The 16456-nt window shown below is 40.7% G+C and carries 18 protein-coding genes; 3 read left to right on the plus strand and 15 right to left on the minus strand.

Annotation, left to right across the window (positions count from 1 at the left end; translation table 11 throughout):
• Positions 1 to 67: 67 nt before the first annotated feature.
• From LS684_RS23850 to LS684_RS23875, 6 genes are all read right to left on the minus strand, one after another.
• The gene (locus LS684_RS23850) at positions 68 to 238 is read right to left on the minus strand and encodes a YflJ family protein (RefSeq protein ID WP_349293157.1); all 171 of its coding nucleotides are present in this window, start codon (positions 236 to 238) and stop codon (positions 68 to 70) included.
• 38 nt (positions 239 to 276) lie between these two features.
• Positions 277 to 1347 carry an undecaprenyldiphospho-muramoylpentapeptide beta-N-acetylglucosaminyltransferase gene (gene murG / locus LS684_RS23855; RefSeq protein WP_233812099.1) on the minus strand — a complete coding sequence of 357 codons (1071 nt, stop codon included), beginning with the start codon at positions 1345 to 1347 and terminating at the stop codon, positions 277 to 279.
• A 113-nt stretch (positions 1348 to 1460) separates the two neighbouring features.
• Positions 1461 to 2936 carry a phytoene desaturase family protein gene (locus LS684_RS23860; protein WP_233812100.1) on the minus strand — a complete coding sequence of 492 codons (1476 nt, stop codon included), beginning with the start codon at positions 2934 to 2936 and terminating at the stop codon, positions 1461 to 1463.
• On the minus strand, positions 2933 to 4027 hold the full coding sequence (locus tag LS684_RS23865; RefSeq protein WP_233812101.1) for a glycosyltransferase family 2 protein: 1095 nt from the start codon (positions 4025 to 4027) through the stop codon (positions 2933 to 2935). The genes LS684_RS23860 and LS684_RS23865 overlap by 4 nt, the downstream gene beginning before the upstream one ends.
• A 7-nt stretch (positions 4028 to 4034) precedes the next feature.
• A complete protein-coding gene (locus LS684_RS23870; protein WP_233812102.1) occupies positions 4035 to 4757 on the minus strand; it encodes a lysophospholipid acyltransferase family protein in 723 nt (240 codons plus the stop codon).
• A complete protein-coding gene (locus LS684_RS23875) occupies positions 4754 to 5521 on the minus strand; it encodes a carotenoid biosynthesis protein (protein WP_233812103.1) in 768 nt (255 codons plus the stop codon). The genes LS684_RS23870 and LS684_RS23875 overlap by 4 nt, the downstream gene beginning before the upstream one ends.
• A 142-nt stretch (positions 5522 to 5663) precedes the next feature.
• Here LS684_RS23875 and LS684_RS23880 point away from each other — a divergent pair, with 142 nt between their 5' ends.
• Positions 5664 to 7031, plus strand: a complete 1368-nt coding sequence (locus tag LS684_RS23880; protein WP_225003423.1) for an MATE family efflux transporter — start codon at positions 5664 to 5666, stop codon at positions 7029 to 7031.
• Positions 7032 to 7088: 57 nt separating this feature from the next.
• Here LS684_RS23880 and LS684_RS23885 read toward each other — a convergent pair whose 3' ends face one another.
• The 4 genes from LS684_RS23885 to LS684_RS23900 all read right to left on the minus strand — a co-directional run bounded on the left by LS684_RS23885 (position 7089) and on the right by LS684_RS23900 (position 10168).
• Positions 7089 to 7862 carry an SDR family oxidoreductase gene (locus LS684_RS23885; protein ID WP_169215189.1) on the minus strand — a complete coding sequence of 258 codons (774 nt, stop codon included), beginning with the start codon at positions 7860 to 7862 and terminating at the stop codon, positions 7089 to 7091.
• Between the two features lie 355 nt (positions 7863 to 8217).
• The gene (locus LS684_RS23890; RefSeq protein ID WP_233812104.1) at positions 8218 to 9036 is read right to left on the minus strand and encodes a CAP domain-containing protein; all 819 of its coding nucleotides are present in this window, start codon (positions 9034 to 9036) and stop codon (positions 8218 to 8220) included.
• Between the two features lie 319 nt (positions 9037 to 9355).
• Positions 9356 to 9715, minus strand: a complete 360-nt coding sequence (locus tag LS684_RS23895; RefSeq protein WP_225003426.1) for a rhodanese-like domain-containing protein — start codon at positions 9713 to 9715, stop codon at positions 9356 to 9358.
• 177 nt (positions 9716 to 9892) lie between these two features.
• Positions 9893 to 10168 (minus strand): hypothetical protein, encoded by a 276-nt coding sequence (locus tag LS684_RS23900; RefSeq protein WP_169215195.1) that lies wholly within the window; start codon positions 10166 to 10168, stop codon positions 9893 to 9895.
• Positions 10169 to 10238: 70 nt separating this feature from the next.
• On the opposite strand from LS684_RS23900, the gene LS684_RS23905 reads away from it, so the two are divergent.
• Positions 10239 to 10487: a DNA alkylation repair protein gene (locus LS684_RS23905; RefSeq protein WP_169215196.1), complete on the plus strand. Its 249-nt coding sequence runs from the start codon at positions 10239 to 10241 to the stop codon at positions 10485 to 10487.
• A gap of 73 nt (positions 10488 to 10560) precedes the next feature.
• Here LS684_RS23905 and LS684_RS23910 read toward each other — a convergent pair whose 3' ends face one another.
• The 4 genes from LS684_RS23910 to LS684_RS23925 all read right to left on the minus strand — a co-directional run bounded on the left by LS684_RS23910 (position 10561) and on the right by LS684_RS23925 (position 14413).
• Positions 10561 to 12180: an MDR family MFS transporter gene (locus LS684_RS23910; RefSeq protein WP_233812105.1), complete on the minus strand. Its 1620-nt coding sequence runs from the start codon at positions 12178 to 12180 to the stop codon at positions 10561 to 10563.
• A gap of 113 nt (positions 12181 to 12293) precedes the next feature.
• A complete protein-coding gene (locus tag LS684_RS23915; RefSeq protein WP_233812106.1) occupies positions 12294 to 12719 on the minus strand; it encodes a MarR family winged helix-turn-helix transcriptional regulator in 426 nt (141 codons plus the stop codon).
• Positions 12720 to 12804: 85 nt separating this feature from the next.
• Entirely contained in the window at positions 12805 to 13161 is a 357-nt protein-coding gene (locus LS684_RS23920; protein WP_169215199.1) for a DUF2085 domain-containing protein, read from the minus strand.
• A 331-nt stretch (positions 13162 to 13492) separates the two neighbouring features.
• Positions 13493 to 14413, minus strand: coding sequence for a CobW family GTP-binding protein (locus LS684_RS23925; RefSeq protein WP_233812107.1), 921 nt, complete (start codon positions 14411 to 14413; stop codon positions 13493 to 13495).
• A 275-nt stretch (positions 14414 to 14688) separates the two neighbouring features.
• Between LS684_RS23925 and LS684_RS23930 the strand changes: the two genes are divergently transcribed.
• Positions 14689 to 15414 (plus strand): AlbA family DNA-binding domain-containing protein, encoded by a 726-nt coding sequence (locus tag LS684_RS23930; RefSeq protein ID WP_169215201.1) that lies wholly within the window; start codon positions 14689 to 14691, stop codon positions 15412 to 15414.
• 1 nt (position 15415) lies between these two features.
• On the opposite strand, the gene LS684_RS23935 is transcribed toward LS684_RS23930, so the two are convergent.
• Complete coding sequence (locus tag LS684_RS23935; RefSeq protein ID WP_233812108.1) at positions 15416 to 16351, minus strand: LCP family protein; 936 nt, start codon at positions 16349 to 16351, stop codon at positions 15416 to 15418.
• Positions 16352 to 16456 lie beyond the last annotated feature (105 nt).

A 16456-nucleotide genomic window follows, 5' to 3' on the forward strand; every position in this document is an offset into this window, starting at 1 on the left:
GGGTTTGGTAACAAATAAGCTGCCGGTAGTCAGCCTCAAAGCACTGACTACCGGCAGCTAAAAATGATTACTTATTTCTATCTACCATTTGGAAATATAGATTCCTGACTACATAGGTCTTATAGTTTTCCAATTTTCTTTTATCTTGTGGATGATAGTTGATTCCCATCTTCTTAAGCTCCCGGAGATACCATCCTTTTGAAAATTGATAAGCCATTTTCCTTCTCCCCTTCACCATTTATATACTATATGCCACGAGGGGAATTCAATGACTCATTATCTTGACATGGAAGAAAGTTCTTCATACATGTCTTGGATGGTATAGGCTTTTTGGCCTTTATCCATGTTGTGGATCATGGTTTCTTTGTTTTCCTGCAATTCTTTGACCTTCTTGAGGAAAGTCTCTTCATTCAGTTCTTCTTCTTCAAGTTTTAAAGCATATCCATTTTTGACAAAACTGTTGGCATTAAGGATCTGATCTCCACGGCTCGCTTCTCGTGAAAGTGGGATCAGTAACATTGGCTTTTTCAATGCAAGGAATTCAAAGATTGAATTCGATCCTGCACGAGAGATCACATAATCAGTCATGGCTAAATAGTGAGGGAGCTCTCCTTTAATGAATTCATATTGTCGATAGCCTTTCTGGGTGTAGGCTTCATCGATATTCCCTTTCCCGCAGATGTGTATAATCTGGAATCGGGATAACAGTTCAGTAAGATTACCCCTTACCGCCTCGTTGACCTTTCTCGCACCAAGGCTTCCCCCCATGATCATCAAGACAGGCTTTTCTTCGTAATACCCTGTCAGTCTCTTCCCTTCACTTTCATCTCCAGAGAACAGTTCCTCACGAATGATGGCTCCTGCACATAAAGATTTGTCAGCGGGCAGGGAGTGGACGGTTTCAGGGAACGTCGTAAAAATTCTGGTGGCAAAAGGGACCGCCAATTTGTTAGCGAGGCCGGGTGTCACATCGGACTCATGAATCGCAACAGGAACCTTTGCCAATTTAGCAGCCATAACAACGGGAACGGAAACAAATCCACCCTTGGAGAAAATGATATCCGGCTTCGTCTTTCGGATGACGGTCAATGCGTCTACTACACCTTTCATGACACGAAATGGATCTGAAAAGTTTTTCCAAGAAAAATAGCGTCGGAGCTTTCCGCTAGAAATGCTTTCATACGGAATATGGGGAAATTGTTCTGTGATCATTTCCTTTTCGATTCCGTCCTCCGATCCTATATACGTTATCTCCCATCCTTCTTTCTCAAAGTGTGGGATCAGTGCTGTGTTAACCGTGACGTGACCTGCCGATCCACCGCCTGTAAATACTATACGTTTACTCATATGTACAAACTCCTAACTCTTTTCTTCTCATCATTATACACTTTATCAAATATGTCCTGAACATAGAACTACGAAAATTTGACAATAACGTTATTTATTATAATGAATCATTTTCACTGCTCTACAATCCCATCTCTTTCCAGAATATAAGCCGCGACATTTCTTCCGCTGATTGTCACCATAGGGGACCCTCCACCAGGATGGGTAGTCCCCCCAACATAAAAAAGGTGTTCAATATCTTTACTGACATTGGAAGGACGAAGAAAGGCCTCGGTCATCCGGTGTGAAGCCAGGCCATAAAGGGACCCTTTATAGGCAGAAAATTTCCGTTTGATCGTATCTGGCGTAAAGACTCTCTCCACTTCCAATTGTTGACGTATCGAGAGCCCTTTTTCTTCTAAGGTTTGATAAATCTTTTCTTTGTACTCCAGGGCATCTTCTTCAGACAGCTTAACGGCCGGGGCATTCACAAGAATGAACAGATTGCTACCTTTTGAAACGCTCCGATCTGACGCAGCTGAATGACTGATATAGATTGTTGGATCATTAGGCAGCTGTTTTTTACTGAAAATCTCTTTAAATTCCCTTTCATAATCCTTTGTGAAATATACTTGATGATGATGTACGGATTCCTGAAAGGTCTTTAATCCTGCCAAAATCACAAACGCGGAGATGGAAGGTACATAAGAATCCAATTTTCTGTCAGGATGGCTTGGTCTATCCTTCTCCTTGATCAGGTCTTTAGTAGCCGTGATAAAATCACCATTGACAATCACATCATGGGCAAATAACCTTTCTCCTTCTCCGGTCACAACACCCACTGCCCTTTTCCCATTCACTACGATTTCCTTCACCTTTTCCCCCAAATGGACAGTACCACCCAATTCCTTAAAAAACTGATAGAAACCCTCCGCTATCTTCGTGTTTCCCCCGTTCGTATAATACACCCCTTCTTCCATTTCAAGGTGACCTATCAACGAAAAGGTCGCAGGGCAGGAAAATGGAGAGGATCCAATATACGTTGCATAACGATTGAACACCTTCAACACATCCTCATCCCTAAAAAACCTGCGGTGAAAATGAGCCATCTTTTCAAAGGGACGGACCTTAATAAAGCTTGCGGTTAACTGAGGTGCAAGATAATCCCTCCATGAACCAAAGACCCTGTAGAAAAAACCGTTCTCAGCCAGTTTGTACAGCTTTCCTACTTCCTTTAAGTACTCTTTGTAATGAGCTGCGCCATAAGGATCGAATTTTTCAAGTTCTTTCCTCATTTCCATGGGATCCGCTGATTGATACAGTACCTTTCCATTGTGAAAGACATTTTTAGTATGTCGGACCAATCTTTCAAACTGAAAATACTTGGAGGCGTCCCCTCCAGCATCATTGATAACTGATTGAAACACTTCAGGCATCGTGATGGTATTGGGTCCAAAATCAAAGGAATATCCGTCTATTTCAACCGGCATCATCTTTCCACCTGGGTGGAGGTTTTCATCAAAGATCGTGACATGATACCCTTTACTTTGAAGTGAGATCCCTGCAGCTAAACCTCCTAATCCGCAGCCAACGATAATGACTTTTTTCATGAATAAGTCCTTCCTTTCCAGACATATCCCTGCTTCTTCAATCCCCTTAGCATGGATGCCCACATTATGATGATAAAACATATTGCAGCAAAGGGCATGACAAGAAAATGCCACTTGGCTTGATTCGAGACAAGATCAATCATGAATGTTTGCAACCATATAGCCAGAAGTGGAACCAAATATCTCCAATCCCCTGACAATAACCCGTAAACGGCCAAAGGAAGGGGCAGTATGTAAAAGATAGAATAAAATAGAGAAAGCACTGCAACTGACAATGGGTTTCTACCTAAACCAATATAAATGTTCTTCAAGAAACCTGACCATACTTCCTTATTTGAATTATACATATGGCATGTTACGTCATGGGTATTGTTGACAATGGTCACTTTCCTGCCCTTTTCTTTCAATCTCCTCGCAATATGAACATCTTCCAATAGTGAAGATTTCACTCCTTCATGACCACCACACTCATCATAGGCTTCCTTCTTAAAGAACATGAACGCACCGTGAGCCGCCGTGAATGCTTTTTTCGTTGTATGGTTGGCGACGGCAAGCGGGAGATGAAAATATACCAGGAAATGTTGAAAAGGAACCAGCAGTTTACTGAGTAAAGTAGGTATGGGGAATTGCGGAAAACCCGTTACAAGTCCTGCATTGTAGCGGTTCATCTGGAATAATACTTTCTCAATGATGGAAGGTGACACCCTGACATCTGCATCCAGGAATAAATAATATGTACCCTTTGCATGCTCACTAAGCTCCTTGCATGCATGGACTTTTCCTACCCACCCCTTAGGAAGGGGCTTTCCGTTGACAACGGTGAAACGCTCATCCCCATTTATTTGTTCCGAGAGAAGTTCAGACGTTCGATCCGTCGAACCATCATCCAGTATGATGAATTCGATCGGTAAATAGGTAATCTTCTTTAAGCTCCCGATTAATCCTCTGACATTCCTTTCTTCATTCCTCATGGGAACGAGTACAGAAACAAGTTCACTTGATGATTCTTTACGTGAAAGTCTCGGCAGAAAGCAAAGGTTGATGAACGTAATCAGGACAAAGACGATCGTGATCAGGATATAATAATTCATTGACCTTTCACCCCTGCTTCCTTCTTTTCCAAAAGCTAAGCCATTCGCTGTTGGTGGGAAATCCTTTAAGCAGCAAATGATAGGCTGAAATGTCTCCATGAATGATATCGGATTTTATGTTTTCGAGCCTATTTTCCATCACTGTCCTTAAATAGTCTGTAAGGACTTTTCTTGAATGTTGCCGAGTTGCATCGACTGCTGTTTCACTTATCTGGATAAATAATTCAGGTCTTTGATCATGCCGAAAGGTGTAGTAAAACGTGACCATCGTAATCTTAATTTCTGGATTACGTTCGATTAAGAAACCCGGCCCGCTCATAAATGAAAGGGGCCTTTTCTCAAGATGTTCTTCCCTTCCCTGGGGGAAAATCCATACGGTCTTTTTCTCTTGCAGACACTTTTCAGCATATTTTAAGGATTTCACTAGGTCTTTTGGCAATTCAGGGTTAACAGAGAATGCCCCTATTTTACGAAAGAATGGGAAATCCTCCATTCCTTGTTCACTCATCATGGCATAGCTGTCTTCTTTGATTACCTTGTCATTCAAATAAAAGACCATCAATCCATCCCACCAACTCGAATGATTCGCAAGTACCAAATGTCCTGAAGAGGCATTTCCTTCCTTCCTTTGATCATCGATCCATATACGATAAAAATGTTTTTTGAGCTGATAAGTAAGATAATGAGAAAGAATGTGTTGAAATCCCGGGCTTTTTCTAGGTTCAATCATACTACTTTCTCCAATCGTTTTCTTAGAATGAGAGAGGCCCCATAAAATGCGGATGTAACCATGACGGCGATCCATAACCCTTCTACCATGGCCGTCACTATAAACATCAGGATGACCAGGACATAAAGCAGCCTCATCCGCTCGCTCCATTTGACAGGTACATCAACGTGTTTCAATAAGAAGTAAAGGAAAAATTGAATGAAGAATGAAACAAAAAACCAGCCTAAAAAATTCTGAGTCGGAATATCATAATACACTCCATCCTGATCCCATATCCAATACTGTCTTCCTTTAAACGCGACAGGATCGATAATCAAGTCCATCGTCACCGCTAAAAGAGAGGTCACCGCACTATACTTCAAGGCACCCATAAACGTCTTTGGCCCTTTAAGGAGAAATTCATAATGGGCCATACTTGTGAATATCACCATTACCCAGGCAAAGCCAATCGTGACCGGCACTCCAAACAGTTGAAAACCAAAGTCCTTCTCATAATGATAGGACCCGAAGATCAGACCATAATGAACGCCTAGCGACTCTGCAACAATCGTCAGGAGCATGATACATAAAGCAACCACCAGTCCAAACCTTCCCTTGAATTTCTTCACTGCATAAAGAATAGCCAAAAAACCAGCCAGATATAAAAAAACGGCATTTGCCCATTGAAGGGCCGGAGGAAGCAAGTCTAGAGAAACGAGGATGATCCCAACGCCGTACCATATTAAAAAAATAATCCAAATCAAATCCTGCCACTGTTTAATCATTCTTTTCCTCCCTAAGAAATCATTGGTTTAATAAGTGTAAACCATTTCAATGCATATTGACTCTCTTCTACTCAAAAATATGGTACAGTATGATAGTGAATTTATCATACATTTAAGGACGCTATTCAAAGGAGTTCATTCCATGAGAGAAACGAATACGATAAGAGACAAAATAAAACAATTATTGATTATTCTCATCCCCATTCTCATCACTCAGCTGGGAATGTTTGCGATGAACTTTTTTGACACCATCATGTCAGGAAGATATTCTCCAATTGATCTTGCTGGAGTCGCCATAGGTTCTTCTCTTTGGGTACCGGTGTTTACAGGATTGAGCGGCATTCTTCTCGCTGTCACCCCTATCGTTGCTCAATTAATTGGAGGAGGCAACCGTAAGGATGTTCCTCAAACTGTACTTCAAGGTGTGTATGCTGCCATAGCTTTATCACTTGCCATCATGGCTGCCGGAGCACTTGTTCTTGATCCCATTTTAAATGGAATGAATATAGAAACCGGGGTACGTTCCGTAGCCAGGGATTATCTGATCGCCCTTTCATTTGGGATGGTCCCGTTATTCATCTATAATGTTTTGAGATCGTTTATTGATGCCCTTGGTATGACACGGGTCACGATGATCATTACATTGCTTTCCCTTCCCATAAACGTACTGTTTAATTATTTGCTGATATTTGGAAAATTTGGTTTCCCTGAACTTGGAGGAGTGGGTGCGGGGTATGCCTCAGCCATCACCTATTGGACCATCACACTCATTGCCTTTTGGGTGGTACATACTAAAGCTCCCTTTAATGAATTCTCAGTATTTAAAACCCTTTATAAACCCAACCTCTTCAAGTGGAAGGAGCTCTTTTTAATCGGTGTACCCATCGGCTTATCGATTTTCTTTGAAGTGAGCATTTTTTCTGCCGTCACCCTGTTAATGAGCAACTATGATACAGTAGTAATCGCAGCTCATCAGGCAGCAATCAATTTTGCATCTTTTCTATATATGATCCCACTCAGCATTTCCATGGCTTTAACCATTGTAGTAGGGTTCGAGGTAGGGGCGAAACGCCTCCGGGATGCTAAAATCTACAGTTGGATGGGTGTTAGTTTCGCCTTGCTGTTGGCAGTTATGTATGGTGTGATACTGCTTGTGTTTCGATCAGAAATTTCATATTTATACTCGGATGATCCATACGTTTTGGAATTGACGGCTCATTTCTTATTATACGCCGTGTTCTTTCAGCTGTCGGATGCTATACAAGCTCCAGTGCAGGGGGCTCTCAGAGGATACAAGGATGTTAACATCACCTTTATGATGGCACTTGTCTCCTACTGGGTGATTGGCTTGCCCCTGGGGTATGCACTGGCAAATTATACTGCCTTTGGTCCTTATGGTTATTGGCTGGGATTGACATCAGGCCTCACTGCAGGAGCCATAACGTTGTCAGCAAGGTTAGTGTCCATACAAAAGAAGTTTCGAAAACAATATCACTTTAAAAGTGAATAAACCCATTTTGAAACCAACAGACACGGCTGATCTTTGCTGCCGTGTCTGTTGATCAATTCACTGATGAAATATCTTCCCTAGAACATCCTTACCTCCTGTTACGGGGATAATGGAGCCGGTGATAAAATCGGAATCTTCTTTACTAAGGAAAAATATGATCCGCGAAAGGTCTTCCCCTGTGCCAGGACGGCCTACCGGGGTTGAGTCATCATGGTATTCCTTTGCTCTGTGGATCTGTTCTTCCTTCCACTCCCCTACAATATCCCCCGGACATACCATATTGGCTGTAATGCCACTTGGAGCTTCTTCTATCGATATGGTTTTCGTAAAGGATGCGAGGCCCGCCTTTGCTGCAGCGAAAGCAGAACGATAGATCCAGCCTGGAGCTGTTTCAACCCGGTCATATCCAAACGTAATGATTCTACCCCATTTCTTTTCCCGCATTTTAGGGATGATCAGCCTGGATAAATAAAAGACGCTATTTAAATTTCCGTTTACTATGTAATTCCATTCCTCAGGGGTATAGTCAGCAAATGACTTCCGTTCTTTTATGTAAGGGCCGGCATTATGAATTAAAATATCTACACTTCCGACTACATTCCAGATCTCTTTCACCATTCGTTCGCATTCTTCAGGTACAGAGATATCACCTTTAATCGCTATTATATGATTGTTATATTTATCCTGTAATTGAGATACAAGATCTCTAACAAATACATCGTCCTGCCTGTAGTTCATGATCACGGTATAGCCCTGACTTGAAAATTCCTCCACAGTCCGTCGGCCGATCCCCCTGGATCCTCCTGTTATAAGTACAACTTTTTCCTTCATAAGGCTCACTCCACGTACGCGTTATACTTCAATAGTAAGAAGGATTATGCTGAATTGCAAATGTAAGCTCTTAAATGGGACATTTCAGAATGAAAAAGTCGTACTTCAAGACGGTTATCCCCCAGTGCCCAGGTACAACCTTTCATCCATTTTTGGAATATGCATCGATCACCAACTATATAAGGTTGTACGTCTGAGGAGATGAACGTTCCTACACCATGAGAACGAAAGAATTCATGCTCTACCATCATCCTCCGTATATCTCCATGTTAATCGTTAACACTAAGCTTATGTAACATCAATAAAAAATAACCAGCCCCTCAATATGAGAGACTGGTGTTATGAAGATGCATGATTATTTTCCGATGAATTGCTGAGTCCAATAGTTACCGTTTTCTACATAACCCACTCCGATGTGAGTGAAGTTAGAGCTTAAGATATTTTTACGGTGACCATCACTATTCATCCACGCTTGTACTACTTCTTCTGGAGTAGTCTGACCCATAGCAATGTTTTCACCGGCAGAATTATATTGAATGCCGAACTGCTTCATCATATCAAATGGTGAACCATATGTCGGGCTATCGTGAGAAAAGTAGTTATTCGCCTGCATGTCACGAGATTTTTCACGGGCAACCTTGCTTAGCTCAGGATCTACTTTAAGAGCTGGAAGACCTTGCTTTGCACGCTCTTGGTTTGTTAACTCGACTACTTTTTGCTCGTATTGACTCAATTGACCTGCTTCTTCACTTGCCTGCTGCTGCTTCTGCTCATTTGCTGCAGGCGCAGGAGCTGGTGCTGGAGCCTCTCGTTTTGGTGCTTCTTTCTGTTCAGGAGCAGGAGCTTCTGCTTTAGGTGCTTCCTTCTGTTCAGGAGCAGGGGCTTCTGCTTTAGGTGCTCCATTAGCTGGCGCAGGAGCGGCCTGGCCTTGAGGTACATGCCCTTTTAACAGCTCTTGAATATTGATGTTCTTGCCATCAATTTGATATTTTGCTAGAGTATCCTGTACAAATTTATTTAAATCTTCTTGATTACCACTATATATAAATGCGTTCACTTGATGTGCAACCTTATCTGTCGGGAATGGTGCTGCAGCGTCAGCTTTACCTCCCGCAAACGGTGCTGCTAATAGAGTGAATGCTGTTGCAGTTGAAATAATCATTTTCTTGTTCATAAAAATGAATTCCTCCTTAGTGAATGTGTTTTTCCCTGTTGCACATTCATCATACCACCCTATTTTTGTTACATTTACGGGAAAAGTTGGGAAAGAGGAATCAATTGTTCTGTTTTGAAAACCAATTTCACTATAGCACAATAGTAATCACTGATTCTAGTAGGATGAATGGGACTTTACCATTGATTAACTTTCATTTCCAACGTTAGAATAATTAGTTTTGAAGACTAATAATTACCTGTATATCAATATTGACAACATTTTAAAGACCCTCATTTTGTAACGGATGTTACAGTAACATTTCACGAAGACTGTAATTTTATCCTAATGATAGGTATTCGTTACATTTTTTGTCAGATTCAATCATTAAATATCCTTCTACATTAAATCCATGACGGATTAGTTGCCTGACTCCTACATTACATTCAATTGGATTGCTCCCCATTACCAAGATGGGACCATCAGGGATATCATGTGAATGCCTTTTAATATATCCACATGGAATTGCCACGATGTTAGGGCAGTTTCCCCTAGATGAATCTTGATAATCCCTCACATCCACAATGACATGACGGGAAGATACCTCGGGGGAAGTCCACTGCTTTATTCTTACAGGAAAATAACGATAGTACATCATATAAGATAGGACACTAAATATAAGTAAGCTTATCAATAGCATACCTGCATCATCCTTTACACTAATCTAGAAATCATTATATACATACACAGGTATATAAGGAAGGAAAATGCTCAAATGGTTACGATAGATAATTCAACCATAAGAACGTCGTCATGACTCTTTACTGCTGCCATCCATTCTATGTACGTTTATGTAAGATGTGATGTCAACCTGCCCTTATTCTACCCCTCTCTCGATCATATCAATATGTATTTGTACCAATGCCACTTTCTCATCATTAGTCAGTTCCGATTCAATGATTCTCTTCGTAGCGGATAAATATTTTTCAGTTTTTGATTTACGAACTCTTGGATGACTGTTGCCGTCAAGTAATTCATATAAAACGGTTTCCTTGAGGATTTCTTCTGAAGTAGAACCGTCCGTTTCTAATAACCTGTTCTTCCAAACCTTCCTGTAGGCCTCTAATAATTCATCGAATGATTGTGATCTCATGTCCCAACTACCTTTACATAAAAAGTTTAATTCCAAAGCATACTATTAAAAAAGAGGAAAGGTGATGTTCATGTCTACACCCTATCGCTGTCCAAGCTGCAAGACGAATCGTACCCGATTTAACATTATACAACAAGTATCTCAGAGTGTGAAACTTGATCCAGCCTCGGGAGAAGTAGTTCAAAATTATGAAGAAGGGCAACTCGAACCGTTTCATCTCGCATACAATGGGCCGGAGTTAAAAGTTCAATGTGCCGCTTGCGGACTGGTGGAAGATGAAATGACATTTAAAAAATTCGGAGAAAGTTCGGTGCAATGAATTGAAGGGTAAAAGAGTGGCTCGAAATTCGAGACAGCACTTTTACCCTTCTTTTTATTTAAGTGGGAATCAATCAATGATTGGACGCTTCTTTAAGCGATGAATCTTTTTCTTCATCGGCTATGTCTTTATTCGACATTCTTAAAGGGATTTCGTTCATAAAGAACGTTAAAACCAATCCAAGGAGAAGGATGATCGCTCCAATAAAGAAGACATTGGTCAGAGCAAAACTTAATGACTCCCTGACACCGTCCAATATCGAGGAGTAAACCCCCTGATATTCAGGTGGTAAGGTTGATTGCAGTTCTTTCAACTTTTCACTGTTCATAATGTTTTGAGGATCCTGGAGTTGTTTGAATACTTCACTGGTTTCGGGAGTCATGTGTAATGGTAAATCCTTCACCTCAGCCATTTTCTCCGTCATTCTGGATGACATGGATGTATTCATCACTGTACCCATGATAGCCACACCAATCGTTCCTCCAATCTGCCTGAATAATTGAGTGGCAGCAGTGGACACACCGAGGAATTTATGTTGGACTGCGTTTTGAACGGTTAAGGTAAACACAGGGAAACTCAATCCAAGACCAGTCCCTACAATGATGATGTTTACAAGAGCTGTTGAATTGGTGGTATTGGAATCCATAAAAGATAAGAGGATCATTCCAATACTCATGACCAATAATCCTATAAGGGCAAGGAACTTATATTTGCCTGTCTTTGTGATCATCTGACCACCTACTGTACTTGCTATCACCATACTTAATGTCATCGGCATCATTACCAAGCCTGACTTTGTTGCAGATGTCCCCATGACTCCTTGAATAAAGAACGGCATATACATGATGGCTCCAAACATTCCTGCTCCCAGAATAAAGCCGATGATATTAGATAATGTAAACACCTTATTTTTAAATAAATGAAGAGGCAGAACTGGATTACTTGCTTTCGTTTCCGTAATGATAAATAACACAAATGAGATTATCGTCGCTGACAGTAACCCTATAATCGGCAGGGAAACCCATTCATACTCATTTCCTCCCCACGTAAATGCCAATAGTAACGGGATAATGGTCAAAGTAAGCATAATCGAACCTAGATAGTCCACTTTCAGCCCTTTATTTGGCGTCTGTGAAGGGAACATCTTATAAATCATACCAAAAGCAATGAATCCTACAGGAAGGAAAACCCAGAATACCCAGTGCCAATCTGCATTATCAACGATCCAGCCGCCCAAGGTCGGGCCAAATACACTCGCAAGGCCGAATACACTGCTCATTAACCCTTGCCACTTGCCCCGCTCCCTTGGAGAGAACAGGTCGCCTACGGCCGTAAATGCGGTAGACATGATCATCCCGGCCCCAAATCCCTGAATACCCCTGAATATGATTAATTGAAAAATGGAAGAGGAAAGACCATTCAAGAATGAACCAACCATAAAGACACCAATTCCAAGAAGAATAAACGGCTTTCTTCCATACATATCAGATAATTTCCCCACCAGGATGGCAGTGACCGAACTCGTTAACATGAAAATTGTAAATACCCAACTATAATAATCAATTCCACCTATTTCTGAAATGATCCTTGGTAAGGCAGTTCCTACAATCGTTTGATTTAATGCAGCGAATAACATAGCTGACATGATGGCTATCATAATCATTACTTTTTTTCGTTGTTCTAAATGCTCCATATATTATGCCTCCCTTAATATTGAATTTATGAATAGTTAACCTACTTAAGTAAATGGACAAAATGGAGGGGGCGACCGTCTGGTCAACCCCATGTGCAAGATACATCTTTACATTATTTACGATTGGATGAATGCAATAATTTCTCAAACAGTTCAATTAAGTGCTGTATTTCTCCTTTATCAAACGTTTGAAATAATTCCTGGAAATATTGAGACTTCTTATCCTCACATTGAACCAGGACTTCAATGCCTTGAGGGGTAAGGGCCAACTCTACCACTCTACGATCTTCGTTCGATCTTTGTCTCGTAATATAGCGCTTCTCTACTAAGGTATCTGTAATGGATGTAATGTGGCTTGCCGATACTTCCATACGTTTAGAAATTTCGGAGGATTTCAATGCTCCATTTTCCCTGATGAGTTGAAGGACTCTAAATTCTCCATTGGAAATGAACTCCCCAAAGATGGTTCGAATATCAGATCGCATCATTCTAAATACGGACCTAAATAAGCCCTCTAACTCGAACAATTCTTTTCCCACTAAAAAACGACCTTTCTTAAACTCAATAAATAATTCACTAAGTTAACTTTTTTAATTTTATCTTTTTTCTTCCCGGGTGTCAATGTTATGAGCCCGTCATCATCATGATAACCTTTACTCCCAACCTGGAAGAAACAATGATAAAAACCGATAATCCTGTTCCACACAACATTCCAGTAAGCAAACGTAAAAGATTCGTACTTTTTCTCCATTTCCAAAGCTGAGTGAATCCGTCCACTAAAAGTGGTATGATCAAAAGCCCTCCGTAAATCAAATGATTGAAAACCAACCCTGGGCAGAACATCCAAATGATCGGTGCACCTAAAAGCATTCCTATGAGGATGCCCATACACCTGAAACATAGGGGGAATTGCACCCCCCTTACGAATAGTGAACGTTCAGGCAATCTGTGACATGGCATAAAGTTCAGGATTTCTTTCATTCCGTTTTCCTCCTACGGGGAGCAGTCAGGGGTGCAGTCACAATTAGGTGAATCACAATCCAACCGTTTCATCACAGGTGGTGAAGGTAGACAATCCGGTGAATACATGCCACAGTCCCAACAATCATAAGACCTATCCTTTTTATGCTTTTTCCTTTCATAGTACACAACGGTTGTCAAAAACATGACAACACTGAGTGCAATCAACCCGATAAAGATCATGAATTGCAGTTTAGACTCATAAATACTCAACCCATAAATTCCACTGATAAGAAAAATAAGTTCAATACTAAACAAAAGAAAAACCATAAACGTTTCTCCCCATATACCGTTATTCGATTATGTCTATTTCTTCTAATGAACGTATTAATTCTGACTTATGTAAATTTTCTCCTATTATGACAAAATTGGTTGGATAATTCATATCCCCTGGCATGAAAAGGGGCATACCATATGAATATTGAAACAGGGTTGGATATTTGCGTCCCTGCAATGGAACATAACCCTTCATTCTGTATATGCCGTCCGGCTGATTTTGGAGCCATTCTTCAAATACCTCACCATTAACCGTTCCCCTAAAGGTATATATCACTGCCTGTAAGGATAATTGTTCACCGATGGATGCTTTCTCATATGAATCGAACGAGCTTTCAACTGACAATGCGAATAAATCTTTCAATGCTACCTTAGAGTAGTTGGTTAAATATACCTTTGCATGTTGGTTGATTTGTTGGAGTTCATAAGAGAATCTCCCCTGTTCCATTTCTGTTAGCAAATCCATTTTATTCGCGACAATATATTGAGCGTGACGTATTTGTTCTCTCATCAAATGGAGAACCGCCGGGCTGAATTGATCCCGGTTTTTCCATTGTAATCCATCCACTACCGTGACAATTCCCTTAAATTCAAATTGATTGGCAAACAGGGGCGATAGAATGGAATCGACAACTTCAACAGGATGAGCTGCTCCAGTCGTCTCTATCACTAATACATCAAAATCTTCGTTCATAAGTAACTCTTGAAGCTGGGATTCAAGCTTCTCTGAAATGGTGCAGCATATACACCCGTCAAGCAACTCCCTTAATGCCGTATCTTCCTCGACTTCATCACTATCTATGGATACATTGCCTAATTCGTTCATTAAAACTGCCGGTTTTCTATCTTGTTCTTTTAAAGCACGCAGAAAACTTTTCAATAACGTCGTTTTACCACTACCAAGAAATCCGGAAAGTATGTAAACATCTTTTTTCATGGTATCTTCCTTTCTATAGATCTATACATAGTTTATTAGAAAGTGGGTATGAACACAATGAATGAAAGTTCCAAACCATAATATAGCATAGAACACCAGTAAGAAAAGAAGCAACCTTTACGTGATTTCTTATCTTTACATGCATAGAATGAAATAAACAGGAACAGAATGTGTTGTCCTTATCAAAAATGTATCGATCCTGTATTCGAACATCGATCAAAAGTGTCCATTCCGAGAAATCATTCACCGCGAACACGCTAAAGGTGGGGTTGCCAATGTACTATGAGAAGATTGTTCCGATTAAATTGAGAGACTTCTTGAAAAATCCTTCTCATGAAACGTTGAAGGATTTGTTATTTCATAATACTGGTGAAACGGATTACGTGGATTTTAAATCAGATTGGATTGAATTCACAAAGATGGCTAAGCATATCTTGGCGATCTCCAATACAGGTGGTGGATGCATTATTGTAGGTGTAATGCAGGATGACGATGGGTCATTGGACTTGAAGGGATTGTCGGATGAGGAATTTTTGGATAAGGCAGACGTTGATAATAAGCTTCAACACCTGCTTCCCAAATCTCTTCGCTATAGAACGGAAGATTTCATTTTTCCTAAAGGTCTGCATCCCTTGTTGGAATTAAAACGTTTTCAGGTTCTGATCATCGATTATGACCCTCGTTACGTCCCTTACACATCCATTGTGACAAGAGGTGAACTGCGCTATGGAGCCATCTATGCGAGGCAGGGAACAAAGACGGTCGAAGCCACACACGACAAATTGGTGGATGTCATTCTTCGAAAGGTCCAGTCTGGAGGATCTGACAGCGATGAACGTACATTAAAAGAGCACCTTGAACACCTAAAAGTTCTTCATCATGAACATAGTCATGCGGAAGACCGTAAGTACAAGAACTATTTACATGATTTGATTATAAGAAAAATGAAGAAGATCGAGTCTTATCTGGACCTTGATTCTTCTGAGTTCCACTCATGGTAATTCACTCAACGGACTTAAGGAAGTGTTCGATGGCTTCTTGATTTTTCGTTTCATCCATGTCTAGTACGAGACCAGCGTGAACGGTGGAAAGATCCGTAAAGCTTCCTTCAATGGGAATACGCAGTGTATTTACTTTTTGTAAAGGATTCATCATGAATGATAAGCCATACTTAATCACTTCACTGATAGGGGTAGAGGTTTCAACGTTCTTGAAGCCTTCTCTCATTAAGGAAATTGCGGTTGTAATCCCTTCGCCGGACTCCATCTGATCCTTCAGACTTTTTTCTGCCAATGCCATAATTTCCTGCTGTCGCTCCACTCTGCCGAAGTCACTCTCAATATCCCCCCTAAACCTCACGTATTGTAATATTTCCTCTCCTTTTAATTGTTGTCTACCGGAATCCTTTGACCATTTCCAATGTTTAATCATCGGTTCAGTTATTGTGACTTCTACTCCATTAGGAAAGACAAGATCCATAACATTGATAAAATGATTGAAGTCTACTTTGATGGAATGCTGAACATCTATATTGAAATTCTCACGTATCGTTTCAGCCAGAAGCTCTTCCCCACCCCATGAATAGGCATGATTAATTTTACTCTTATGGTATCCCGGTATGTTCACGTAAGTATCCCTCATGATGGACACGACTTTCATGACAGATGATTGCGGAGTATATTGAGCAACCATCAGAACATCCGCACGGGCAGGTTCGTTTTCCCTCTGATCCGATCCAATTAACAGTACGTTAACCGGTGCTTTATTTTCATCTGGAAGCAAAGGAAAAAAGGGTTCATCTTTTTCATTTGATAAAAGCTTTTCTGTTGACGTGCCTTGTCTGTTTGTCTGTTGTCTCCAATCTTGAAAGAAAGGTGAACAACTCACAATAAAGACGACAGAAAATAGTAATGCCATGGGAAGCACCGTTTTTTTCATAAAGATCACCTCATATATACTCTCATTGTCGGTAAAGCTTCACGATTCTATACGAGTAATAACAATCCAATAAAAAAAGACCCCAGGCAGCATCACCTGAGATCT

It is taken from the genome of Cytobacillus spongiae, from assembly GCF_021390075.1.

What these genes read in the sequence shown, in the direction of transcription:
- LS684_RS23850 (WP_349293157.1), bottom strand. Translation starts at nt 238, where the DNA reads ATGGTGAAGGGGAGAAGGAAAATGGCTTATCAATTTTCAAAAGGATGG.
- murG (WP_233812099.1), bottom strand. Translation starts at nt 1,347, where the DNA reads ATGAGTAAACGTATAGTATTTACAGGCGGTGGATCGGCAGGTCACGTC.
- LS684_RS23860 (WP_233812100.1), bottom strand. Translation starts at nt 2,936, where the DNA reads ATGAAAAAAGTCATTATCGTTGGCTGCGGATTAGGAGGTTTAGCTGCA.
- LS684_RS23865 (WP_233812101.1), bottom strand. Translation starts at nt 4,027, where the DNA reads ATGAATTATTATATCCTGATCACGATCGTCTTTGTCCTGATTACGTTC.
- LS684_RS23870 (WP_233812102.1), bottom strand. Translation starts at nt 4,757, where the DNA reads ATGATTGAACCTAGAAAAAGCCCGGGATTTCAACACATTCTTTCTCAT.
- LS684_RS23875 (WP_233812103.1), bottom strand. Translation starts at nt 5,521, where the DNA reads ATGATTAAACAGTGGCAGGATTTGATTTGGATTATTTTTTTAATATGG.
- LS684_RS23880 (WP_225003423.1), top strand. Translation starts at nt 5,664, where the DNA reads ATGAGAGAAACGAATACGATAAGAGACAAAATAAAACAATTATTGATT.
- LS684_RS23885 (WP_169215189.1), bottom strand. Translation starts at nt 7,862, where the DNA reads ATGAAGGAAAAAGTTGTACTTATAACAGGAGGATCCAGGGGGATCGGC.
- LS684_RS23890 (WP_233812104.1), bottom strand. Translation starts at nt 9,036, where the DNA reads ATGAACAAGAAAATGATTATTTCAACTGCAACAGCATTCACTCTATTA.
- LS684_RS23895 (WP_225003426.1), bottom strand. Translation starts at nt 9,715, where the DNA reads ATGCTATTGATAAGCTTACTTATATTTAGTGTCCTATCTTATATGATG.
- LS684_RS23900 (WP_169215195.1), bottom strand. Translation starts at nt 10,168, where the DNA reads ATGAGATCACAATCATTCGATGAATTATTAGAGGCCTACAGGAAGGTT.
- LS684_RS23905 (WP_169215196.1), top strand. Translation starts at nt 10,239, where the DNA reads ATGTCTACACCCTATCGCTGTCCAAGCTGCAAGACGAATCGTACCCGA.
- LS684_RS23910 (WP_233812105.1), bottom strand. Translation starts at nt 12,180, where the DNA reads ATGGAGCATTTAGAACAACGAAAAAAAGTAATGATTATGATAGCCATC.
- LS684_RS23920 (WP_169215199.1), bottom strand. Translation starts at nt 13,161, where the DNA reads ATGAAAGAAATCCTGAACTTTATGCCATGTCACAGATTGCCTGAACGT.
- LS684_RS23925 (WP_233812107.1), bottom strand. Translation starts at nt 14,413, where the DNA reads ATGAAAAAAGATGTTTACATACTTTCCGGATTTCTTGGTAGTGGTAAA.
- LS684_RS23930 (WP_169215201.1), top strand. Translation starts at nt 14,689, where the DNA reads ATGTACTATGAGAAGATTGTTCCGATTAAATTGAGAGACTTCTTGAAA.
- LS684_RS23935 (WP_233812108.1), bottom strand. Translation starts at nt 16,351, where the DNA reads ATGAAAAAAACGGTGCTTCCCATGGCATTACTATTTTCTGTCGTCTTT.